Here is a 23,215-nt window from a genome sequence, read left to right as displayed (position 1 = left end):
AACAACAACCTCGCCGATACATGTCCGCAAGCGAATCATGCTCCTGCGTGCGGCACGGTCTGGGCTGTAACTAGCATCCCTGCTGTGTGTTCCAGCCATGCCATCCATGGCATGTCGTTCATCACTTCAAACGCAGTGCGTTTGATTGCTGCGCAACCGTTCTTCACACATGTCCGCAAACATCCGCTGCGCGAATGATTTACGGACCTACGGGAAACAATGCTGGCGTATTTCGTAGGTCTACAAATCACGAGGTTGTAGGTCTGTAAATCACGAGCGTGCGAGTGTTTGCAGACACGATGTGGCACCGATTGACCGCGACGGCCCACGTTGCCCGACGCAAAAACACGCGTCGTACAACCTACGCTTGGGAAACAACAACCTCGCCGATACATGTCCGCAAACATCCGCTTCGCGAATGATTTACGGACCTACGGGAAGCTATGCAGGTGTATTTCGTAGGTCTGTAAATCACGAGCGCGCGAGTGTTTGCAGACAAGAAGTGGCACACAGTAACCCCACACCGTAACCCTCAATGAAGCGAATCCACCCGTGGTACAACCTAGCTTAAACATTCAAACGGTTGCCAAAACTATTCACTGAGCTTACTATTTGTACAGGATTCGATTCACAAGGAAGCAAAAATGACAATTAACAATCCTTATGCAACGCCCGAGTTTTCTGATGCACAGGAAACAGAAGTCGTAGATACGCGCTGCGAAGACATATTTTCTACAAAAGGTCGCATTGGCCGTATGCGCTACTTTGCATACGGTGCTGCTCTCGCGCTAGCGTCGATGGCCGTGTTTTTAGTGATGGGCGTTGCTTACATGATCGTTAGCGTTGTATTAGGCCTTATAGGTTTGCCAGACTCTATTGCCGATAGCATTGGCTATGTGGTGTTTTTTGTCTCTTATATCGCGCTAATTGTTTATTCACTTCGGATGCTTGTGTTCCGCCGCCTACACGACCTTGGCCACTCTGGTTGGTTGTTTTTGCTGTCTTTCATTCCACTCGTGAACATTATTTTTGGCTTGTACATGATTCTAGCGCCTGGTAATGCAACGGCTAACCAATACGGCGGCGTGCCTACGGCAAATCAAACGTGGGTAAAAGTTGTGTTTTGGATACTGATGGCATTCATAGTTCTTGCCATCGTTGCACAAATCCTAATTGCGTCCAGTATTTAAAAGGTATGACGGTGCCCAAATGGCGGGCGCCAAATGATTACTACAAGGAAGAGAGGGAACGATATGACTGCTCAAAGACGAGCTGCTCAGCCGCAGCTAAACATTCTTCACGCTCGTGACGACGAAATATTCCAAGTAAAAGGCCGTATTGGCCGCCTGCAGTACTGGTCACATACGATGTTGCACTCAATCATATATGGGGTGGTCATCACCGTGCTGGGTATGGTGCTGGGTGGCTTCATTATGGCCGGTGATGCATTAGCAAAGTTTCTCATTGCGTTAATGCTTATCGGCTTTGTTGTGTGGGCGGTACAGGTTACACGCTGGACAACCGGACGTCGCTGCCACGATGTAGGGTTAAGTTCATGGTGGAGCTTATTAATGATTGTGCCAATCGTAAACATCTTGTTTTCGTTGTACTTGCTACTGGCACCGGGTTATATGAGCACCAATCAGTGGGGCCGATCGCCTGGTGAGCCTGATGGCTGGGTAGTGGGCATGTTTTGGATTACTTTGGTTCTCTACATCGCGCTTTTTGTATTAAGCATCGTTGGCAATGCGTTATTGCCTGGCTTCTAACTGCGACACAATTTGATGACGCACTTGGCGACTGGCTAGGCTCCACTGTGGTGCTAGCAGCCAGTCATTTTTGTTGAGGCTAGCCGACAACCGGTGCACAACCGTGTGTTCATCAGTTTCTTGTAGCACTCGCGCAATCGTTGCGATGTAGGTTTGCTCGCTCCATGGCTGATAGTTGCCTTGGCGGTAGGTTTTAGCCAACTGCGTACCTTTAATAACCTGCAGTGGATGCCATTTAACACCTGTAGGCTTAAGCGTGCGCATACGCCGCCAAGAGCTCAACACATCCGCGACCGTTTCGCCTGGTAATCCGGCAATCATATGTACACAAGTTTGCAGCCCATAAGCACGACAACGTTGCATGGCTTCAATTGTGCTGGCAGAGGTGTGGCCACGGTTTACACGCGCAAGAGTCTGGTCGTGCATGGTTTGCACGCCGAGTTCTAGCCAAATTTCATAGCCTCGCTGCTGCTTGTCGCTCAACCACTGCAATAGGGGTTCTGGTAAGCAGTCAGGCCGAGTACCCAAACATAAGCCCACCACATCTGGATGTGCCATTGCCTGCTGAAACATAGCAAGCAGGGCATCTAGGTCACCGTGGGTGCTGGTATAAGCTTGAAAATACGCCAAGAACTTATTCGCTTTTCCTCGTTCTTTATAACGAGCGATGCCATCAGTTAGTTGTTTTGCAATTGGCTGCTTTAACAACTCATTGGGAAAAAACGCATAGTTATTACAAAATGTGCAGCCCCCTCGCGTGATCGTACCATCCCGGTTAGGGCAGGTAGACTGAGCGATCAGTGAGATTTTTTGCACGCGCTGGCCAAAGCGGGCTTTCAGGTGTTGCGAGAGCGTTTTCATGGTCGATATGCTATCTTACTGGCACATATTAACCCTTGCCCAAGGTCAGCTAAGCATGAACCAACAACCTAACAACCCTTTACATGGTGTGAAACTTGCCGATATCGTTGAACAACTGCAAGAAACCTTGGGCTGGAAGGCAATGGCGGACGCTGTGCCAATCAACTGCTTCAAATCGAACCCCACCATTAAGTCTGCTTTGAAGTTTTTACGCCGCACCGATTGGGCGCGTGAAAAAGTAGAAGCGCTGTACCTTGAAACCTTTCATCCTGATTTTGTGCCAGAAAAACCAAAACGCGAGCCGAAATTCGACAAAAAACCTACGCACAAGCCGAAGGCCAAGGTCGATAGTAAAAGCGTTTGGGGGAATTTTGAGTAGGTTGTACAACGCGTGTTTTTGCGTTGGGCAACATGTATTGCCACCACATCTTGTTTCCCAAACCTTCGGTTTGTAAAACCTACGCCCAAACCCGAATGCATCGAAACACCCGTAGGTTGTACAACGCGTGTTTTTGCGTTGGGCAACATGTATTGCCACCACATCTTGTTTCCCAAACCTTCGGTTTGTAAAACCTACGCCCAAACCCGAATGCATCGAAACACCCGTAGGTTGTACGGCGCGTGTGTTTGCGCCGGGCAACATGTATTGCCACCACATCTTGTTTCCCAAACCTGCGGTTTGTAAAACCTACGCCCAAACCCGAATGCATCGAAACACCCGTAGGTTGTACAACGCGTGTTTTTGCGTTGGGCAACATGTATTGCCACCACATCTTGTTTCCCGAACCTTACGGTTCGTAAAACCTACGCCCAAACCCGAATGCATCGAAACACCCGTAGGTTGTACAACGCGTGTTTTTGCGCCGGGCAACATGTATTGCCACCACATCTTGTTTCCCAAACCTTACGGTTCGTAAAACCTACGCCCAAACCCGAATGCATCGAAACACCCGTAGGTTGTACAACGCGTGTTTTTGCGTTGGGCAACATGTATTGCCACCACATCTTGTTTCCCGAACCTTCGGTTCGTAAAACCTACACTCGGCAATGCGTTGAACGTACACACCTACCTCTATTAATGGCAACAATCTAAGTACTCGCCGCTGCGTAACGTACAGTAAGCAGGAGGCGTTATGAACGTTGTGCAGGTTGTGTTTATTGAAAATGAAAGAGTACTAATGGGGTTGCGCCAAAATGTTGAGCACAGCAATAATTTGTGGGCATTCCCTGGCGGGCGAGTAGAGCCTGGCGAAAGCCTAGCTGGTGCTGCTCAGCGTGAATGCATAGAAGAAATTGGTGTCTGCCCAACACGCCTATCTGGCCCATTAAGCCTGCAAGACGAGCAAGGCAACACACTTCACTACTTTGCCTGTGACCGCTGGCAAGGCAAGCCCACCAATAAAGAACCTGTTTTGTGTGCCGACCTGCAATGGTTTCCTACCAGTGCACTACCCAGCAAGCGAATTCCTCATGCCGAGCAAGTGCTTCAAACATTAAGCTTGTAGGTTATTTGGCCCAAAAAGCGAACCACAGCACATAGTGCGGCACTGGCATCGTTGCACACTTAAAACTGCTTGATGCAAATCACGGTAGGTATTTAAACATGGCATATGCTATTTAAAAGCAAGAGGCAACGGCTATTCCGTAACGCCCAACCATGTGAAGAGTAATCGCCATGAAACAACTATTAGCAGTACTTGCCATCAGCCTATTTTCAGTCAGCGTTTATGCTGGCGAATTTAACGACGGTGAGCATTATCAACGAATTAGTGACAATGCCACTGAAAGCGCCGAAGTTAGACTGTACTTTAGCTATAACTGCAGCCATTGCAGTGTATTTGATCCTGTGTATGAAGCAATGCTCGGTGAGCTGCAAGCCAGTGGCTCGGACATTAACGTGACGCACACCCATGTCGACTTTGTTGGTCGCAACGGTGCCGACATGACCTGGGCACGCTCAATGGGCAAGCTGTTACAAGTAGAGCAGCAAACCGCACCGATTATTTTTGACGCCATTCATACCGAGCGGCGCAGTTTAAGCCGCGCTGACGTGCGTGACATCTTTCTGAGTGCAGGGGTAACCGCACAAGACTTCGACGCTGCGGCGGAAAGCTTCGCGGTACAAGGCTTGCAAGCGCAACAACGAAAGCAGGCCATTGAAGCCAAACTAAAAGGCGTGCCAACGGTAATTGTTAATGGTAAGTACCAAATCAACCGTGGTTCAGTCAGCACACCCGAGCAGCTCGCAAAGCTTGTTGAATATGTGGCTTCGTTAGAATAAACCCCATAATGCCCGTGGTCTTCATGCAGCAACACCCGTCGTTGTCTTTCTTATTACAGGCAAGCGAGTTTTATTCACTTGATGCGTCGGTTAGCCGACTGATTGCTTTGCTGGACCAGCTTGATGCACAAAATGTTGTGCTGGTAGGTAATAGCTTTGGCGGCGTGATTGCCACCCATGCGCTTGCTGTTGCACCCGAGCGCTTTGAAGGCGTGGTGTTTGTCGATGCTGCCGTGTACGTAGAAGAAAAAATGCCCAAATGAGCTGATGCAAGGTATTGCTCAGTGGCTTGACTAGGTGATGCTGATCAACGGTCGTTTGCAAAAACGTCCGACTTTTACTGCTTACTCATTTAGACTGTGTTCTTCGTCGATTGTACGCATTCGATTCATGATAACCTGTGCCCAATAAGCAAAAGGACATGTTCATGAAACGAATACTCATAGCGCTATTTGCCCTAGTGGCTTTGGCAGCCTGCAGCGACACTGGTCCAAGCGTCAGTGGTGCTGCTTCTGGTACGCCGACTAACAGCCCTGACTGCGAAACGTCGATGCTGAGTGAGGCGCTCACTAACGTGCAAACAGACAAGTTTGGGCAGTATGTAACCGTCACTAGCGTAACCTGCGAAGATCAGCGTGTGCGGGTTGTGCAAGATCTACCTGTGAATAAGGTGCAAGGTGACAACCCGCTGACGATTTCGCGTGCTTACTACTCCACTGTATCTACACAGGCATCGTTTGGTGATGTGTTTATTGAAGTAAGCAATCCATCGAATACCGATATAGTGTGCCCCGATTTTGAAATTAGCTTTTTAGACCAGCAAGGTAGCGTTATTGATTTCGGCTACGGTCACTTCTTAAGACTAAAACCTGCTTCCTATGATTACCGTCGCAATTCGAGCCTGTGCATTGGTCCTGGTGAGCGTGCCATATTGAGCGAAACGATCTTTAGTGAAGGTGACAGGTTGAGTGCCATTAACTTAACGGCACGTCCAAGCTGGTCTGGGGGGGAGTATCGTCCGACCGGTTACCAACTGCAAAGCATCGTGGCGCAGCAAAACAGCATTGAAGTGCAGTTCACGCTAGACCATCTACATTGGGCGCAAGATGTGTTTCCGTATGTATATATTCAAGACGTTAATGGTTACTTTATGCATTGGGGAATTGCTGGCATCGACAAGACGCGGGTATATCTGCAACCCGAAGCGCATGTAAACCTGCGCGCTAGCATTCTAGGTAGCCTCAAGCTTGGCGATAAAATCTATTTTAATCCAGATCTTATGCAAATTGAGCAACGCGGCCTTCAGGCTGACTTTGTGCAAAAGAACCAGTGAGGAGCACACCATGCCTAATTATTCATTCACTGTGTGTACCCTAGCTGGCGCGTTTTTGCTTAGCGCTTGTGCAGAACAAATATCGCAAACACCAAGCCAAGATCATCAACAGAGTAGCCAAGCCTATGCCAGCAATACTAAGCGTGCAACGCTAGAAATACTGGCGAACACCAATAATGGCGCTTGCGAGCTCACAGCACTAACCGACGTTCGCCAAGACCAATATGGCAGCTACTTATTGGCCAGTCATCAGCAATGTGGCAAGCACTCAGCTACTCGGCAAATACAGCACCTGCCAGTGACCTTAGCAAACGATGACGGCAGCGTAGCAATAACCCGCGCTTATATTAGCCAGCTAGGTGATTCAGAAAGCTCAACCTTTATTGAGGTAACAAACCTCAGCGGCGAGGTGTTTTGCCCGCTCGTTTCTTGGCAGCTAAAAGATGCAAATGACGCGCAGCTGCACCATGAATATTTCTACTCGATGAGAGCGCTTACAACGAGTTATAACTACTTTGATGTGATTAGCACTTGCATGGGGCCAAATGACACTGCCGTATACGCGACAATCAACCCACAACTGAACGCCCAAGCGGGTAGCCTTTCTGTTGTCATTGAAGACTTCGACACAAACTACGTATTTGCGCCCGCCAACTTTGAACTAAAAAGCTTGTTACCGGCGCCAAACAGCTTACAACTAGAGTTTTCGCTTAACTACGAAAATGTTGGCCTAGATAGTGGCGCGGTGTTTTTGCAAGATCAGTCTGGTTATTTTGTGCGAGCAACCTTGTTCTATGTCGATTTGCCACTGGTATACAACACCTCACAGGCAACGGCGGAGCATCGCTATTCAACCGAACTCGACTATCTGCAACCTGGCGACAAGGTGTACTTTCAGCCCAACTTCTTCACCCTCGAAAAAGTGGGACCAAAGTGAACGCAGATGTGAAAGGTCATTGAATGGTGGGGGGAACCGTACCATTTAGACTGCAGCGAAATGAAAGTTGTACAAATTTATATAATTTAAAAATCAATATTTGTAATTTATTACATTAAAATATTGATTATTTTATAATTATTAAAAATATCTAAAAAGACTATTGGTGCAGCCTGTTTTTGCGTCGGGCAACGTGGGTTGTTGGGGTTGTTGGGGTTGTTGGGTGTGGACGTGTATCTCCACGATAATTGGGCGCCACATCGTGTCTGCAAACACTCGCACGCTCGTGATTTACAGACCTACAAACTTCGTAGGTCCGTAAATCATTCGCGCAGCAGATGTTTGCGGACGTGTATTGCCGGGGTCGTTATTTCCCAAGCGTAGGTTGTACGACGCGTGTTTTTGCGTCGGGCAACGTGGGGTGGTGGGGTTGTTGGGTGCCACGTCGTGTCTGCAAACACTCGCTCGCTCGTGATTTACAGACCTACAACCTGGTGATTTACAGTCCTACAAAAACTTACCTATCGAAAAAACGTAAACTTTAGGTTACGGCTTGCTTGGGCCGATTCGGGTTGGAATCTCACGGTGTAGCGTCGGAAAAATGACTTTTTTGCCCCATTAGTCGTGTAAATTCCCAGAGTGCGCTGGCCTCAAATAATTGTGATCCAAATCACAAAGACAATTTCTATGCCAATAAATTGGCAGCATGATTCTTCTTTGTTCCTCCGTGCGGTAAGCAAAAAAAAACTCGTTTTCCCGTGTTGCTTGTGGTCGAAAAGTGAGCATTATTCGCTGTTCGTTTAACGGTGCTCATAGGGGGTTGATTTGGGAAAATATTGGTGTGCTAGCAGGGCGAATACAACGTGGTTCGATGATTGGCAGTTAAACCTGGGAGGTGTCATGAAACAGGCAATTTTTAATGCCAACACTCTGAATGTTGCGTGTTCGATCGTCTTTAGCCTGTTGCTGGCCACACCGGCTTTAGCCGCGTCTGGTTTGTACTCGACCCCAACGATTGCCTCCACGCAGCATGGTGCGGCGGAAGCTGACAGCATAGCAACCGATGTTCACGATGAGAGCGGTAATAATGGTTTAAATAACACTCCCTCGCAAAGCAGCGAGGTCAACAAACGCGAGTTGGTCATTATTGACCATGATGTGCAAGACCCAGAGGTGCTCGCGTCAGCCTTTAGCCCTCAAACGCATATTATTCGACTGTCCGATAGCGATACGCCCTCAACACTCGCCGACAAGATAAACAGCCACTCACAATTTGATGCCGTACATATTTTTTCTCACGGTGCGCCGGGTGAACTGCGCCTGGCCGGTGACCAACTCACCTCAGACACCTTAGCCCAACACCACACCCTGACGGCAGGGTTGCAGCGTGTTTTAGGCGACGACGGTAGCTTACTGCTTTACGCCTGCAACTTAGCCCAGGGTGAGGCAGGTAGTGAGTTTATTGAACAGTTACGCCATAGCACTACGCCCCAAATTGCAGCTTCAACTAATAAAACTGGAGCCGCCGAATTAGGTGGGGATTGGGTGTTGGAGCATTCTTATATTAACTTTGAACTGCTTGAGCCAATTAGGCTAGATAACAAATATTTCAACTTGCTTTCCTCTACGACATACAATTTTGCAGGCTTAGGCTCGCCGGACTCAGGAGGAACGGGCTTTAAAAGAGTAAACTCGCCATACTTTGTAGTGTCTAATAATGCCACGTTTGACGGTACCCGAATTTACTCTTCAAGCCAGAGTAATAATATATTTACTATTAAGGTTGACGGGAACAATGCAACATCTTTTGCTATACAAGACATTCGAATTAGCTCTTTCACTCCTGAAACATCCCCAGCCGGTTCAACTGTAGAGTTTAAGAACTCTAATGGTGTTGAAATATATCGATTAACTCTTGCTAATGATAAGCAACTAGGGACCTCTCCTACGTCAGTTTTTGACTTCTTTGAAGCTACACCCTCATTACCACTTAATGGCGTCGCTGAGTTTGTAATTTCAATCAATAGAACTACTCAAAACTTCCAAATCGAAAACTTTACCGCTACACCGGTCAGTGTAGCTCCAAATAATCCACCTACCTTTACTTCAACTTCAACCGCTTCAATAGCAGAAAATACAGCCACTAGCACAGTAGTATTGGATGTTAATGCTAACGATGGCGATGGGGGCGCAAACGACGCCAATGTTACGTACAGTTTATCGGGCACCGATGCCTCCGATTTTACCATTGATACCAATAACGGGGAGCTACGATTTGTAACGACTCCCGATTTTGAGAATCCGGCCGATGCCGACCAAAACAACCAATACCAAGTCACGGTAACGGCCGATGATGGCGAAAGTTCTAACAATACCACCACGCAAGACATCACCATTTCGGTGACGGATGTGAGTGAGGTATTATTAAGCTCGAATCCTACGTTAATCTTTACAAGCGATTCGGATATCAGCTCGGATGACACAGCTACTGATGGTGAGGGCGGTTCTCTGAATGTATCAGATATCAACTTCGAACTATTCATGATTTCACACATGAATGGAACAAAAGATGCGAATCTAGAATGGAAAGACAGCGCATCATTTTTAGGCAGCAATGATGGTACGTATTCCGCTTTAACAAACCCCAACAATGGTGGTTCCAAGGGTTTTCTAATTCGTTCAAGCGATAGCAGCGAATTTCGCCTTATATCTTTTAAGTATTATAACTGGGGGGAAAGCTCATTATTTACTAATACTATTAAAGGGTACCGAGATGGGACTGAGGTAGCCACACAAACCTTTAACGGTTTTGACGCAAATTACGACCCTATGACAATTACGCTGAATGCTTCTTTCCAAAATGTTGATGAAGTACGTGTTTATATTAGTGGTGGTGGTTATGTTGGGGATCAGTCTTCTACAGAGCATTCTTTTAACAATATTGAGGTTGGCGTTCCGGTCGCAACATCAACCCCATCACTGACCACTTCTGCAGCAAGTAGCGTTGGCTTAAGCAGTGCTTCGATCAGTGGCAACGTTACAAATGATGGAGGCGCTGCTGTCAGTGCACGGGGCTTTGTCTATTCCAGCACGGATACCACGCCACAGCTAGGCGAAAGCGGGGTGACGGATGTCCCCGATGGTTCCGGCACCGGCAGTTTTGCCGAAAACGTTTCCGGCCTTAACAACGCAACTACCTATTATTATCAAGCTTATGCCACCAACTCTGTTGGCACGAGCTATGGTGGTGTGCAGAGCTTTACCACGGATTCGCCGGATACCGACGGCAGTCTCACCGCATCTGCAATAGTGACAGAGCCTGTTGGTCTGGAATCCACCATTGATACGGTCGGCGAAGCGGTAGATGTGTTTGACTTTACTCTCAGTGACGGCGGTAATAGTGATGGCCTTGCCATGACCGTCAGTGAGATTGTGGTCAATGTCTCAGGCACCTCAACCGATGCTGAGCGCGGTCAGGTAATCTGGCGTCTCAATGGCCCAGATGTAGCTAATGTTACCGGCACTTATAATGCGGTTGCCGATACCATCACCTTTAGTGGCTTATCTATTTCCATTGCCAATGGTGGCAGTGAAACTTACACCATCAATGCCTATTACAACGACAATACCAACCTGACCGACGGACATACCTTTATTCTTTCGCTGGATGGCGATACGGATGTTACGGTGGGCGGCGCTGGTACCCAGATGGGCTCAACCTCGCCGGTTACCAATGGCACTGGCTCGACGGTGGATATCACCGCAACGCAAATGACCTTTACCACTCAGCCTGCAGGCTCTGTATCGGGTAACAGCCTGACCACTCAACCTGTGGTAACGGCGCAAGACGCCGTTGGCAATACGGATACGGACTTTGCCGAAACCATTGCGCTAATGGAAGGCAGTGCCGGAAGCTTAAGTGGTGATGTGGATGTGGCCGCGGTATCCGGTGTGGCGACCTTTACCAATGTGATTTACACCGCTACCGCCGACCAACAAAGCTTTACCCTTACCGCCAACGATGAAAACAGCACCGATACCAATTTACCCACGGTAAATGCCAATGCGGTGACCTCGGATGTGGTTGCTACCCAATTGGTGTTTGATACCCAGCCTGCGCCGCTGTCCGTAAACAGCGGTGAGGCCACCACCTTAACTACAGTGCCTGTGGTGTCGGCACAAGACGCCAATAATGTAGTGGATACCGGCTACAGTACGGATATCACACTGGCCGAGGTCAATGGTGCAGGCTTAGCCACCATGTCGGTAACCAGCGATCAGGATGGTTCTGCCAATACGGTAACCGTTACGCCTTCGTCAGGCGTCGCCACCTTCTCGGGCATGGAGATCACCTATACCGCCGCAGGCGGCAGCACAGAAAACTTTAATCTACGGGCCAGCTCAGGTGGGTTAAGTAGCGCTAGTAGTAGTGTGCTCAGTGGTATTGTGAATACGGCCCCTACAAGCTCCGACAATACCGTCACGATCGATGAAGATACGGCTTACACCTTTAGTGCGGCCGACTTTAATTACAGCGACGATGATAATGATACGCTGGCAAAAGTACGCATTGACGCTGTAACGGGTGCGGGTAGCTTGACGCTCGACGGCAACGCCATAAATGTGAACGATGAGGTCACAGCTTCTCAGATAAACAATGGTGACTTGCAATTTTCGCCTGCAGACAATGAAAATGGCAGTGCCTACGCCAGCTTTACCTTCAGCGTTAATGACGGCACAGAGTACAGTGCATCTTCGTCGACACTGACCATTGATGTGACAGCGGTTAATGATACGCCAGAGATCACCTCCACTGCCATAACTACAGCCACCGAGGACAGTGCGTACAGCTATACGCTGACAGCAACGGATGCAGACGATGGCGACACAGTGACGCTATCGGCCACGACCTTGCCAGACTGGTTAAGCTTCAATGCCAGCACGGGTGTGCTAAGTGGTACGCCAACCAATGACCATATGGGCACTCATAATGTAGTACTGGTAGCGACCGACAGCAGCGATGCAACCGATACGCAAAGCTTTACCATTGCAGTGTCTAACACTAACGATGCGCCAGAGATTACCTCCACTGCTGTGACCGCCGCCACAGAAGACAGTGCTTACAGCTACACCCTGACGGCAACGGATGTGGATGATGGTGACACAGTGACGCTATCGGCCACGACCGTGCCAGACTGGTTAAGCTTTAATGCCAGCACGGGTGTGCTAAGTGGTACGCCAACGAACGATCATGTAGGCACTCATAATGTGGTGCTGGTGGCCACAGACAGCGACAACGCAACCGACACGCAAAGCTTTACTGTTACGGTCAGCAACACGAACGATGTGCCAGTGATTACCTCAATAGCCGTTACTGCCGCCACCGAAGACAGTGCTTACACTTACACGCTGACAGCAAGCGATGAGGATACCGGTGATACGGTTAGTATATCGGCCACCACGCTACCAAGTTGGTTAACGTTCAATGGCGCAACTGGCGTGTTAAGTGGTACCCCAACCAATGACCATCTAGGCACTCATAATGTGGTGCTGGTAGCGACCGACAGCAGCGATGCAACCGACACGCAAAGCTTTACTATTACGGTCAGTAACACCAATGATGCACCGCTGATTTCTGGAACACCATCAACCTTGGCATACGCCGGTGTGCCGTATGAGTTTGTGCCAACCATTAGCGACGTTGACGGCGACACGCTAGCGGTCTCAGCGTCAGATTTACCAGAATGGCTAACGCTTGATACAAGCTCCGGTGCGCTAACAGGCACGCCTTCGGCTACCGATGCCGGTGTCATATCCATTGAACTTGTGGTGAGTGATGGCATAGCTCAATCAACCTTGCCAGAGTTTGAGTTAACCGTGCGCGTGGTGGATATACCAAGCGTTAGCTTGTCGGCTACTGGCATTATTACATCGCTGAACCAAGCCCAGCTACTGGGCTTGGCAGCTGATGCCAATGCTGAAGCACAAACGCAGGCACTCAATGAACTGTTTGCCACGGCAGGTACTGAGCTGACCAACAACCTTAGTATTACTGGCATGAAAAACGGCCAACTAAACCTCAAACCGGGTCGTCATCAAGTTGAATGGGTGTTAGCAGGTGATGTAACGGTTGTGCAGCAAGTTGATGTTTGGCCGCTGGTATCACTAGCGCCAGATCTAATCGCATTTGAGGGCAGCCAGGTGCCGGTGACGGCCATTCTGAATGGCGAAGCACCAAGTTACCCAGTCATAGTACCGTTTGTGATTGGCGAACAGTCAACCGCGAGCACTGAAGACCACAATCTGGTGGCGGGTGAATTTGAGTTTGATGGCACAACCGAGGTGGCAACCGCTGTTAGCATTACGGCAGACGATGTCCCCGAAGCCAACGAAACGCTTGTGGTGACCTTGCAAGAGAGCGAGCAGGTAAGCCTAGGCGCCAAGTTTAATCAGCAAATCACGATTACTGAAGAAAACGTCGCGCCGCAGGTGTCCTTATCGGTGACGCAGAACGCGGTTACAACCATTGAAGCAACGCAAGATGGCGGTGATATCAGTGTGCAAGCGACTGTTGTCGACCCAAACGACCCAAACAATGAGGACACTTACAGCTATCTCTGGCAGCTTAATAATGCTGCGAAATTGGACAGTGATGGTGATGACTCGTTGCTGACCATCGACCCAAATACGCTGGAACTGGGCGCATATCGTGTGGCTGTGGAGGTGACCGACAGCGCCGGGGCGCGTCGCAGTGAGAGCGTATTCTTTAAAGTGGTCGCAGAACCAACTGCGCTACCAACAGGTTCCGACCAAGATGGAGACGGCATTAATGACGCCGACGAAGGCGCCGGCGATACAGACCGCGATGGTATTCCCGACTATCTGGATGCCATTGCCGAGCGCAATATTCTGCAGCAGGTAGCGGTCGAGTCGGAGCAGTTTCTGGTTGAATGCCAGCCGGGTGTGAAGTGCAACTTGGGTGCTAATTCTCTGCTGTCAGAAAAAGGCGGTGCACGCTTGAGCGATGCCGATATCGCTAATAATGATGCTCTACTGGATGACGAATTCTTCACCAATACCGGCAGCATTGTTGACTTCGAAATCAAAGAGCTACCAACGGTCGGTCAGTCGGTGCAGGTGGTGGTGCCGCAAACTCAAGCTATTCCTGCTGAGGCGGTGTACCGTAAGTTCATTAATGGTGCTTGGCGGCTGTTTGTTGAAGATGCCTACAATGCGTTGCATTCGGCGCCAGGTACGCTGGGCGTATGCCCACCGCCGGGTGGCGATGTTTGGCAACCAGGCTTAGTTGAAGGCTACTACTGTGTGCAACTAACCTTGCAAGACGGTGGCGCCAACGACGCCGACGGTATTGCTAACGGGGCAATTGTTGACCCAGGTGGCGTGAGCACGGCCAATGTGGTGTCAGTGTCGGGCTCAAATACAACTCAAACCGGTGCGTTTAACCCAGTGCTTTGGGTGCTGTTCCTACTTATGTTTGTGGCGAATCGTCGTGGAGGTCGCGCATGAAAAAGCTAATGCTTATAACAGTTGCCGCGGTCACCCCAGCGCTAGCGCTTGATAACCTTTGGCTAACCGGCGATGCCGGTTATGCCATGGCGTTGACTAGCAGTGATTACGATACCCAAGCAGATGAACTGGGCGCAGCGGTGGATGCGGTTACCAACCAACGCTTCGCTTGGCAACTAGGTGTTGGCTACGACTGGCTAACCGCCGACTCATTGACTGTTGCCTCAAGTTTGTCGTATTTCGATTTAGGGGCGGTCAATCTTGATTACAGCGCCAACGTTCCACAAGCTGAACAGCAAGATTTTTACGATGCTATGGCTCTGGTGCACCCAGAATCGGGCCGCGGTGCCGCCTTAGCACTGCAGGTTGCCACCAATGCGTTCGTGCCTAAGCTCTCGCTTGGGGTTAGCGCAGGCCCAACGTATTGGCAGCAAAGCTATTCGTTAAGCAATGCTGATGAACAGGTTGCCAAACACGAGCAAGAACAGTTTGGTTGGCTGTTTTCACCAATTGTGGGCTATCAAATTAGCCAGCAATGGTCGGTAACAGGTGCATGGCAGGCTTATGGCCTTGATGATGAAATCGTGCAAGTCGCCAGTGTAGGTGTGCAATGGCGACCATTTGCTGGCTGGGCTGAGCAGCCAGTTGCTGAGCCTATGCCTGAAGTAGAAGCGACAGTTGAACCGGTAGCTGAGACACTGGTCGAACCAATAGTTGAACCACCAGCAGAGCCAATTGAAGCGCCAGAACCGGTAATTGAGCCTGACCCCGTGTTCGAGGACCAGCGCATTGAGTTTGCCGAGCAATCGCGTCAACTGCCTGGTCAACAGCAGGTGCAGCAGCTTGCTGACTTCCTAGTTGAACAACCCACTGCCACCGTAGTGTTAATTGGCTACGCCGCAGACTGGCCGGATGCTGAAACCAACCAGTATATGTCTGAGTTCCGTGTTGCCGCCGTGCGCGATTATTTAGTGCAAGTAGGCATCGACAATGCGCGTATTCAAGCCATAGCCATGGGTGATGCCACCGGTGGCCAAGCAGAGCTTGAGCGGGTTGTGGAAGTATTTGTTGAGTAAAAACCGCCTCGCCAAAACATTGCAATGCTTCGTAGGTCCGTAAATCATTCGCGCAGCGGATGTTTGCGGACAAGGGTGAAGAACGGTTGCGCAGCAATCAAACGCACTGCGTTTGAAGTGATGAACGACATGCCATGGATGGCATGGCTGGAACACACAGCAGGGATGCTAGTCACAGCCCAGACCGTGCCGCACGCAGGAGCATGATTCGCTTGCGGACATGTATCGCCGCCATCATTATTTTCCAAACCCCATCGTAGGTTGTACGACGCGTGTTTTTGCGTCGGGCAACGTGGGTTGGTGGGGTTATTCGGTGCCACGTCGTGTCTGCAAACACTCGCACGCTCGTGATTTACAGACCTACAAACTTCGTAGGTCCGTAAATCATTCGCGCAGCGAATGTTTGCGGACAAGGATGTCCGTAAGGGCGAATCGCAGGAGCATGATTCGCTTGCGGACATGTATCGCTGGGGTTGTTGTTTCCCAAGCGTAGGTTGTACGACGCGTGTTTTTGCGTCGGGCAACGTGGGTTAGTGGGGTTGTTGGGTGCCACATCGTGTCTGCAAACACTCGCGCGCTCGTGATTTACAAGCCTAGTAGGCATCTACCTCGCATTCGCTCTGAATACTTGCCATTGGGCGAGTAGTTTGACGGCGAAGGTTTTGGGGTCGCTGTGTACTAGGTTGCTGCGTTGGCTCAGTTGGTCGATTTGCTGGCGCCGGTCGCTGGCGAGCGATAGGGCGGTGCGGATGTCGTCCATGTTGTCGGCTGTTTCAATCATGCCTGCTAGTTCTGGATTATCGAGGGCAGCCATCATGACTTTGTGGTGGTTTTGCTCAAGCAAAGTTTGGGCGCTGGTGAGTAGCTCGCTACTTTGCTCGCCACTGGTCAAAATGATCACCATGGTGCCACGGCGGCTGTGCTGCACTATGGTTTGGGCGGCGCTGTAGAGGTCGCTGCCACTTTCTTGGGTTTGCAGTTGACTGCATTGATCGGCAATTTGTACTAAGCCTTTGCGTCCGGCTTGTGGGGCTATCCAGAGGTTGCTGCTGGCAACGCCAACGGCGTCGCCATGTTTCATGGCGTCGCTGGCAATAAATAACGCCGCATCCAAGGCGTGGTCGAGCAGGCTGCTGTGCTCGTCGCGGTAAGACATGGCAGGGCCGGTGTCGAGCAAGAATATCAACTGCTGATCACGTTCTACTTCGGTTTCTTTGGCAATCAAGCGGTGGCGGCGGGCGCTGGCTTTCCAGTCGATTTGGCGCGCCGATTCGCCTTGTTGCCAATCGCGCAGCTGGAGGAACTCTGTACCATTGCCTTGGCGGCGCTGACGCAATGCGCCAGCACGGCGCAGGGCAATGCCAGGCAGTTGGCTGGCGGTGGCTAGGGCATTGGGTACCACACGAATGGTTGCCGGTACGCTGTCTTGGCGGGCGCGCCACCAGAGTTTTAGCGGGCTAGCCCATTGGCTATATACCTTGTCTAGCTGATAATCCCCCCGCTGCCAAGGCTGCACGGTATAGCGGAAGGTTTGTGATTGGGTCAACTCGCATTGCTCAACCGGTACATCCGCTAATAGGGCGTTGGGCAGGTTATCCAACAAGCGCACCTGCCATTTGCTGTTACTTTCGTTTACCAGCGTCAGGCTCACCTCACCTTGTCTGCCACGAATTAACGTTGGTGGCAGTTGTCGATGCCAACTTACAGACGGCAGTTGCCAGCCAGCCAGTAAGTCGGCTAGGGCGGCCAGCCCCACTAGGCTGAGTAACACCAGTGCGACGGGGCGCAGTGCTAGCAGCTCCAGTAAAAATACACTCACGGCGCAGGCTAACCATAGCCAGGTTTGGCGAGCGCTGGGTACGAAGTTCAGTCGCTTCATGGCGTTGGCGCGTGCTGCTGGCTAATTAATTGGGCAACTACTTGATCGGCGTCTTGGCCGTCAAACTCGTATTCTGGTGCAACGCGCACGCGGTGGCGTAACACGGCCGGTGCAAGAATTTTAATGTCGTCTGGGGTGACATAATCGCGGCCGTGCAGCATGGCGCGTGCTTTGGCAGCTTTCACCAAGTTAATGCTGGCACGTGGGCCGGCACCCACCATGAGTGCTGCATGCGAGCGCGTGGCCCGAACGATGTCTACCGCATAAGTGGCGAGCTTGTCGTCGATGGTAATGGCACTGCAGGCCGCCTGTAATTCGCTGACGGTTGCTTGGTCTACCACGGCTTTTAGTTCTGTTAGGTTCGGCTCGGCTTTACCTTGGGCCAATGCCAGTTCGCTGGCATGGTCTGGGTAGTCGATGTTGGCCTTTAGTAAAAAGCGGTCAAGTTCGGCTTCTGGCAGCGGGTAGGTGCCATCTTGTTCAATGGGGTTTTGGGTGGCAATGACCATAAAGCTGCCTTCCAGCGGGTAAACGCGCCCTTCAATGGTGACTTGCCGTTCTTGCATGACTTCCAGCAACGCTGCCTGAGTTTTGGCTGGTGCTCGGTTGATTTCATCTGCCAGTAATAGGTTGCAGAACACCGGCCCTGGGCGTGTCACAAACTTGCTGGCCCCCATGTCGTAGAGGGTATGGCCGGTTACGTCACTGGGCAGTAGGTCTGGGGTAAATTGGATGCGGCCAGGTTTTAACGACATCGACTTCGATAGCGCTCGCACTAACAAGGTTTTGCCAAGTCCCGGCACGCCTTCGAGTAGCATGTGGCCATTGGCCAATAAGCACACCAGGGTTTGCTCCACTACGGCTTCCTGGCCGATAAATACATTTTGCAGCTGCGCTCGCAGGGCTGCTAATTGTGTGTGCTGGGTCATCGCAACACTCCTAGTTGTTGTAATCGTTTGTATAGCGTTAACAGCTCGCCGTCGTTTTGCGGGGTACTGTAAGGCTGCAAAGTTTGGTAATCGTCGTGGCTAAGTGTGCGTTTGACATAACGCATCAGCGGGCCAATTAACTCGGCAAAAGCTTCTTTATCACCCTGCTGCCATAACTTGGTTGCTAAGGCACTGTGGTGCTGGGTAATGGCTGGACGCTCTGGTGTAGCGAGCTGGCGTGCCGGGCCAACCCGTGCAGCGCGCCGCCACAGCCACAATAATAAAGTGAGTAAGGTTATAGTTGTGGTGATTGGTAGGGCGTTTACCAGTGTTTTCAGCCAGTTGCTCGCCGGGGCTGCCCAAATCCACAATGTGTTGCGGTCGTTAAATAGTGCCCATACAGCTTCGGCGTGGTCGGCGCAGAGAATGTTGAAGTTACTAAACGGCATTAGGTCAGGCATCATCACCACGTCGCCAGCACCATAGGTGCGCACCAAAGCGTGTGCGGTTTGATCGCGCTTGATCGAGTAGTATCGGGTGTTGGAGTAAAAATCCATCAGCAGGGCATAGTCGTCCACGTAGAGCATGTCATCGTCGGAATAATTGCCGCCGCATTGCTCGCTAAACAAAAAGCCTGCTAGCACATCTTCAGTCATCTCATCATTGGCTGCCAATACTTCAATGTTGAGGTGGGCAAACAGTTCGTCGTTTACCGCTCGTGCATTGAGGTCGGGGGTGTAGCCGGAGATAATGAGTCGCCCGCCCTGGTGCAGCCAGGTGGTTAGGGTTTCTACTTGCCGCTGGTTGAGCATGGCGTAGGTGTTTTGCAGTACCAGCGTGTTGTACTGGTCGAGCACGTCGTCAGTTATTTTTAGCTCACGGGTTACATAAAAACTGCCATTGCTTTGTTCGGCTAGGCGCTGGGTGGCCAAAAACGGGTTCCGCAGCGCTGCGTCACTAAAGCCAGTGTCGATGGTTTGTTTTTTCCACTCTGGCACCAAGGCAAAAAATGCCAACAAAGCCAAGGTAACGCCGATCAATGCCCACTGCCACCAGGTTAAACGTTTCATTATTTAACCTCCCAAGGGCTGTGCTGCAGTAAATTATCAATCGCCTGCTGCTCGCTCATTTGCTGCGCCCAGGCAACCTGCTCAATTTGTTTGGCGAGCTCGGTGAGCCAAAACTGTTGCGCCTTGTCGATACCATGTTTAGCGAGCTCGGTTTCAGTTAAGCAGTGACTAAGCGGCACGTTGGCTTGTAGGTTTTGGTTGGCCAGTAGTCGCAGAGCTTGTAACAATGCTCGTGGGTTGCCACCAGCTCTTAGTGCTGGCCAATCAAACTGATGCCAGGTGCTGGCCGTTTGGTTTACTTGTGCTTTGGCTAGCTGTCGGCGCTTACCATAAGGTATTTTTTTCAACAGCCAGTAGCCGGCCCAAATAATCAGTGCTGCCAGTACTAGCCACAGCAGTATTTCTACCACCAAAGCTAAGCCGCTTAAATTTGGCAAGTCGGTATTGGATTGGTCGTTGAATTCAAACCAATCCAAAATGTCGATGCCAAGGCGGCTAAAGTCTGGGTACCAAAAGGTTTGAGTGCTGGTAAATTCATCACTCTCCAGCACTTGTTCTACCACATCTTTAGCTTCGCTAAGCTCGGTGGCGTGGCTGTCTTGGGTAGGCATCAACAAGGCACCGGCCAAGAATAGTGCGGATAACGTTGTCGCATTGCGAGCTTTGGCACGGTTCGCCATGCGGCTAAAGGCAATTTGCACATCCCAGCAGTCTAGGTGAATGCGCTGTTGAATATACAAAGCAAAGCCGCCAGCAATGAAGAATGGCGCAATGAGTCCAGCGGCAACCAAGAAGGCAAAAGATGACAGCATTTCATATTGATCAGTGAGAACAAAATACAAATCGAAGTCGGGTTGCAAGCCTTGCGGCAGCAGCAACCAAACGGCCGATGAAGCTGCAATCATGACTGCAAACTCTAGGTTTACCAGTAGTAGCAACCACCATGCACTTTGGCCAAAAACATTGCCGTGTAGTTGGCGCAGGCGCTGACTGCGGCGTTTTCCTTTAAGGCCTTCTAACAGCATAACCGGCATGTCAAAAGTGCGGGTTGGCGAGAAGCGTCGCCATAACAATGACGCAAAAATTTGTTGGCCGTATATCTTATGCAGAGATTTTAGTCTTGTGCGCGCTGGCGTGTGGCCATTAAAAATTCGCTCCGACAAAATAAGCATGCCGGGGCGCTCCCATAAGGGCTTGAGCCACCAAGCCACAAGGTAGCCAGCCATGGGTGTCCACAACCAGCTCACTAAGGTGCCAACCGCAAGCGCTGGTAACATAAACCACAGAAATAGTGCCCAATAATTTTGTTTGGCTAATTGCACACCAAGGTCGAGGGTCTGCCAGCCGGTTCTGGGCTTGGCGTCCAGGCGAAATTGCTCAATTTGCACGACGGCCTCCCAAGGTTAACCAACCAATCACTAACGCCCATAACATGGCACCCACGGTTATTCTTGGCCACACCCCAAGGCTGGCGGTCGAGCTCCAAAAGGCTTCGATAAAGGCCGCCACAAGCAGCATAAAGATCACGCCATACATCAGCACCATGGCTTTCTGGGCGCTTAGTTTCAGTGCCTCAAGGCGAGGTAGCTGACCCGGGCTAATTAATGCCCAACCTAAGCGCAAGCCTGCTGCTCCGGCAATCACAATGGCAGTAAGCTCAAACGACCCGTGGCCAATGACAAATGGCCAGAAGGTGGTGTGGTAGCCAACGACGGTAATGTGCTGAAAAATCGAGCCAATAAATAAGCCATTATTGAACATGATAAATAAGGCGCCCACGCCGCCCGTGATGCCGTAGGCAAATGAGCGCAGGGCGATGCCCACATTGTTCCAGATGTAGAAACCAAACATATAAATGTCGGTGTCTGACTGGCGAACGCGACCAATGTTTTCCACCTCTGGGTTATACATAGCACCAATATCCGACACCATTTGCGCCGGAATAAGCTGGTAGATGCTGACAATCTCCAGGTCGAGCAACAGCCAAGCAATGGCACCCGGGGCAATAAAGGCAATTAACGACACCATAAAGTAACGCCAGTCGCTTCGCAGTTGGCGAGGAAACTCAATAAATACTAGGCGCACTAGGGCAAACCAGCGGCTACTTTGGCGGTACAGTCTTTGGTGGCTCTGTTGCACCAGCTGTTCAAGCTCGGTAATCAGCGCCAAGCTATAGTAGCGGGCACGAGCCAGCGCTAAGTGCTGGCAAATTTGTCGGTGTTGCTGGCCAAAATTAGCGGGTAGTTGTTTTTTGGTCGCAGCTTCTTGCTGGGCTTGCCAGGTGCTGCGATGTAGTTGTTCAAACTGTGCCTGCTTCATGACTTGCCTCCAATACGAGCGCCTAAGTCACGTAGTTGCTGGGCCGGCTCGCCACTTGGGTTTTGAATGTGCGGCGCTAGAATATTGGCTAACTCGGCTTGACGGCCTGGCGAAATCTGCTCAAATCGCTCAGCAAAGCTAAGCAGAGCTTGTTGGTCGCTGGCAGTTAATGGCAGGTCTAGCTGAGCGGCTTGCTGGCTGTTAGTCAGCTCAGTGCGTACAACTTTTTGTTGGTAAATCACTATAGTGCCGGCAACCAGGTCACCTAAGCGGCGGCTGTTTTTGGTGAGCACCATGCTGAACAAACCACCTATCCATAAAAACGGCAGAAAATCGGCGGCTAGCAATAAATTGCGCACAATTGAGGCATCTAGGGTAATGGGCGAGCCGTTATCGCGAATGGTGCGAATGCCAACAATTTTTTTGCCCAAGGTTTGGCCGTTTAACAGCATGTCGAAGAACACACCGTAGAACCACCAGGTCAAAAACAGGATTAACAGAAAGATACCACCACCGGCTAGCCCTGCAGCGGCGCTAGCGATACCAACGGCAAACAGCAATACGCCTTGGAACAACAGGTCGAGGGCAAAGGCTAAACCGCGCACTGCGACACCGGCAGGCACCAAGGGTAAGCGCACGCCTTCCGCGGTTTCTATATCCGTTTCGTTTTTAATTAAATCGGCTGACTGCACTGTGCGTCCTTAACAGTAATCGTGCTTGCATATTACCCAAGCCGCCGCGTTATTCCTAGCTGTGCAGTTGCCTTAACACTTAAACGTTAATTATCAGTCATGCTGCTATAGACGCGCTGATGCTTTAAAGCCAAGGTTACTAATAAGTTAGACCGCAGTAAGCGGTTGCCAATATCACCCATATTGAGAGAAGGAAATCGGATGAAAATTGGAACGCTGGCCAAGCTTTCTGGTGTCCCGATTGAGACGATTCAGTACTACGAGCGCGCTGGGTTGCTGAGCAACGAAGTTCGCACTGGTAGTGGCCGACGTGATTATCAAACCAAAGCCGTTGCACAGCTGCATTTTTTGCAGCAGTGCAAGGCTGTGGGGTTGAGCGTGGAAGAAACCAAGTTATTGGCGGAAATGAATTTGCAAAGCGATTTAAACGACTCGCAGCGGCGCACCATTCGCAGCAAGCTCGATGTGGTACGCAATCGCTTGCTTGACCTCTCCGCCCTAGAGCAACGGCTGCTCGATATGCTCGAACAGCGGGCTTGATC

Annotated in this window: 19 protein-coding genes; 12 read left to right on the top strand and 7 right to left on the bottom strand. The window is 50.6% G+C overall.

The features are described from left to right. From DUW71_RS17895 to DUW71_RS15655, 3 genes are all read left to right on the top strand, one after another. Positions 1-198 (top strand): hypothetical protein (locus DUW71_RS17895; RefSeq protein ID WP_233546169.1); only part of this gene is annotated, 198 nt, incomplete at its 5' end. Between the two features lie 446 nt (positions 199-644). Continuing rightward, positions 645-1,190 (top strand): DUF805 domain-containing protein, encoded by a 546-nt coding sequence (locus DUW71_RS15660; protein ID WP_119396212.1) that lies wholly within the window; start codon positions 645-647, stop codon positions 1,188-1,190. Between the two features lie 63 nt (positions 1,191-1,253). Continuing rightward, on the top strand, positions 1,254-1,769 hold the full coding sequence (locus DUW71_RS15655; protein WP_158584174.1) for a DUF805 domain-containing protein: 516 nt from the start codon (positions 1,254-1,256) through the stop codon (positions 1,767-1,769). On the opposite strand, the gene DUW71_RS15650 is transcribed toward DUW71_RS15655, so the two are convergent. Continuing rightward, positions 1,752-2,630 carry a TIGR01212 family radical SAM protein gene (locus DUW71_RS15650; RefSeq protein WP_119396210.1) on the bottom strand — a complete coding sequence of 293 codons (879 nt, stop codon included), beginning with the start codon at positions 2,628-2,630 and terminating at the stop codon, positions 1,752-1,754. The two genes, DUW71_RS15655 and DUW71_RS15650, sit on opposite strands and share 18 nt — an antisense overlap. Here DUW71_RS15650 and DUW71_RS18110 point away from each other — a divergent pair. From DUW71_RS18110 to DUW71_RS15610, 8 genes are all read left to right on the top strand, one after another. After that, on the top strand, positions 2,629-3,009 hold the full coding sequence (locus DUW71_RS18110; RefSeq protein WP_407690499.1) for a VF530 family protein: 381 nt from the start codon (positions 2,629-2,631) through the stop codon (positions 3,007-3,009). The two genes, DUW71_RS15650 and DUW71_RS18110, sit on opposite strands and share 2 nt — an antisense overlap. 754 nt (positions 3,010-3,763) lie before the next feature. Further along, complete coding sequence (locus tag DUW71_RS15640) at positions 3,764-4,135, top strand: NUDIX domain-containing protein (protein ID WP_119396209.1); 372 nt, start codon at positions 3,764-3,766, stop codon at positions 4,133-4,135. A 170-nt stretch (positions 4,136-4,305) separates the two neighbouring features. After that, the gene (locus DUW71_RS15635) at positions 4,306-4,911 is read left to right on the top strand and encodes a DsbA family protein (RefSeq protein ID WP_119396208.1); all 606 of its coding nucleotides are present in this window, start codon (positions 4,306-4,308) and stop codon (positions 4,909-4,911) included. Positions 4,912-4,934: 23 nt separating this feature from the next. After that, positions 4,935-5,174: an alpha/beta fold hydrolase gene (locus DUW71_RS15630; RefSeq protein WP_158584172.1), complete on the top strand. Its 240-nt coding sequence runs from the start codon at positions 4,935-4,937 to the stop codon at positions 5,172-5,174. 164 nt (positions 5,175-5,338) lie between these two features. Continuing rightward, positions 5,339-6,244: a lipoprotein gene (locus tag DUW71_RS15625; protein WP_119396206.1), complete on the top strand. Its 906-nt coding sequence runs from the start codon at positions 5,339-5,341 to the stop codon at positions 6,242-6,244. A gap of 10 nt (positions 6,245-6,254) precedes the next feature. Further along, positions 6,255-7,181: a hypothetical protein gene (locus tag DUW71_RS15620; protein WP_119396205.1), complete on the top strand. Its 927-nt coding sequence runs from the start codon at positions 6,255-6,257 to the stop codon at positions 7,179-7,181. A gap of 900 nt (positions 7,182-8,081) precedes the next feature. Next, positions 8,082-14,708 (top strand): putative Ig domain-containing protein, encoded by a 6,627-nt coding sequence (locus tag DUW71_RS15615; protein ID WP_119396204.1) that lies wholly within the window; start codon positions 8,082-8,084, stop codon positions 14,706-14,708. Then, on the top strand, positions 14,705-15,784 hold the full coding sequence (locus tag DUW71_RS15610; protein WP_119396203.1) for an OmpA family protein: 1,080 nt from the start codon (positions 14,705-14,707) through the stop codon (positions 15,782-15,784). Before DUW71_RS15615 ends, DUW71_RS15610 begins: the two co-directional genes overlap by 4 nt. A 604-nt stretch (positions 15,785-16,388) precedes the next feature. Here the strand turns inward: DUW71_RS15610 and DUW71_RS15605 are convergent. The 6 genes from DUW71_RS15605 to DUW71_RS15580 are packed head-to-tail and all read right to left on the bottom strand — an operon-like array spanning position 16,389 to position 22,673. After that, positions 16,389-17,663 carry a DUF58 domain-containing protein gene (locus DUW71_RS15605; protein WP_119396202.1) on the bottom strand — a complete coding sequence of 425 codons (1,275 nt, stop codon included), beginning with the start codon at positions 17,661-17,663 and terminating at the stop codon, positions 16,389-16,391. Beyond that, positions 17,660-18,592 carry an AAA family ATPase gene (locus tag DUW71_RS15600; protein ID WP_199671247.1) on the bottom strand — a complete coding sequence of 311 codons (933 nt, stop codon included), beginning with the start codon at positions 18,590-18,592 and terminating at the stop codon, positions 17,660-17,662. Before DUW71_RS15600 ends, DUW71_RS15605 begins: the two co-directional genes overlap by 4 nt. Next, complete coding sequence (locus DUW71_RS15595) at positions 18,589-19,662, bottom strand: DUF4350 domain-containing protein (RefSeq protein WP_119396200.1); 1,074 nt, start codon at positions 19,660-19,662, stop codon at positions 18,589-18,591. Before DUW71_RS15595 ends, DUW71_RS15600 begins: the two co-directional genes overlap by 4 nt. Continuing rightward, positions 19,662-21,050, bottom strand: a complete 1,389-nt coding sequence (locus DUW71_RS15590; protein WP_119396199.1) for a hypothetical protein — start codon at positions 21,048-21,050, stop codon at positions 19,662-19,664. Before DUW71_RS15590 ends, DUW71_RS15595 begins: the two co-directional genes overlap by 1 nt. Beyond that, entirely contained in the window at positions 21,040-21,981 is a 942-nt protein-coding gene (locus DUW71_RS15585; protein ID WP_119396198.1) for a stage II sporulation protein M, read from the bottom strand. The genes DUW71_RS15590 and DUW71_RS15585 overlap by 11 nt, the downstream gene beginning before the upstream one ends. Continuing rightward, positions 21,978-22,673: an RDD family protein gene (locus tag DUW71_RS15580; RefSeq protein ID WP_119396197.1), complete on the bottom strand. Its 696-nt coding sequence runs from the start codon at positions 22,671-22,673 to the stop codon at positions 21,978-21,980. Before DUW71_RS15580 ends, DUW71_RS15585 begins: the two co-directional genes overlap by 4 nt. Before the next feature lie 201 nt (positions 22,674-22,874). Between DUW71_RS15580 and DUW71_RS15575 the strand changes: the two genes are divergently transcribed. Then, on the top strand, positions 22,875-23,213 hold the full coding sequence (locus DUW71_RS15575) for a MerR family transcriptional regulator (RefSeq protein ID WP_119396196.1): 339 nt from the start codon (positions 22,875-22,877) through the stop codon (positions 23,211-23,213). Positions 23,214-23,215: the final 2 nt, after the last annotated feature.

The organism is Salinibius halmophilus, assembly GCF_003577475.1.
GTDB lineage: Bacteria > Pseudomonadota > Gammaproteobacteria > Pseudomonadales > Natronospirillaceae > Salinibius > Salinibius halmophilus.
This window is presented reverse-complemented; position numbering and strand designations above follow the sequence as displayed.

Bases quoted from the DNA above. Each gene is read 5' to 3' on its own strand.
- DUW71_RS15630 (WP_158584172.1), top strand. From the start codon at position 4,935: ATGCAGCAACACCCGTCGTTGTCTTTCTTATTACAGGCAAGCGAGTTT.
- DUW71_RS15635 (WP_119396208.1), top strand. From the start codon at position 4,306: ATGAAACAACTATTAGCAGTACTTGCCATCAGCCTATTTTCAGTCAGC.
- DUW71_RS15595 (WP_119396200.1), bottom strand. From the start codon at position 19,662: ATGAAACGTTTAACCTGGTGGCAGTGGGCATTGATCGGCGTTACCTTG.
- DUW71_RS18110 (WP_407690499.1), top strand. From the start codon at position 2,629: ATGGTCGATATGCTATCTTACTGGCACATATTAACCCTTGCCCAAGGT.
- DUW71_RS15625 (WP_119396206.1), top strand. From the start codon at position 5,339: ATGAAACGAATACTCATAGCGCTATTTGCCCTAGTGGCTTTGGCAGCC.
- DUW71_RS15650 (WP_119396210.1), bottom strand. From the start codon at position 2,630: ATGAAAACGCTCTCGCAACACCTGAAAGCCCGCTTTGGCCAGCGCGTG.
- DUW71_RS15600 (WP_199671247.1), bottom strand. From the start codon at position 18,592: ATGACCCAGCACACACAATTAGCAGCCCTGCGAGCGCAGCTGCAAAAT.
- DUW71_RS15655 (WP_158584174.1), top strand. From the start codon at position 1,254: ATGACTGCTCAAAGACGAGCTGCTCAGCCGCAGCTAAACATTCTTCAC.
- DUW71_RS15620 (WP_119396205.1), top strand. From the start codon at position 6,255: ATGCCTAATTATTCATTCACTGTGTGTACCCTAGCTGGCGCGTTTTTG.
- DUW71_RS15640 (WP_119396209.1), top strand. From the start codon at position 3,764: ATGAACGTTGTGCAGGTTGTGTTTATTGAAAATGAAAGAGTACTAATG.
- DUW71_RS15605 (WP_119396202.1), bottom strand. From the start codon at position 17,663: ATGAAGCGACTGAACTTCGTACCCAGCGCTCGCCAAACCTGGCTATGG.
- DUW71_RS15585 (WP_119396198.1), bottom strand. From the start codon at position 21,981: ATGAAGCAGGCACAGTTTGAACAACTACATCGCAGCACCTGGCAAGCC.
- DUW71_RS15610 (WP_119396203.1), top strand. From the start codon at position 14,705: ATGAAAAAGCTAATGCTTATAACAGTTGCCGCGGTCACCCCAGCGCTA.
- DUW71_RS15615 (WP_119396204.1), top strand. From the start codon at position 8,082: ATGAAACAGGCAATTTTTAATGCCAACACTCTGAATGTTGCGTGTTCG.
- DUW71_RS15660 (WP_119396212.1), top strand. From the start codon at position 645: ATGACAATTAACAATCCTTATGCAACGCCCGAGTTTTCTGATGCACAG.
- DUW71_RS15575 (WP_119396196.1), top strand. From the start codon at position 22,875: ATGAAAATTGGAACGCTGGCCAAGCTTTCTGGTGTCCCGATTGAGACG.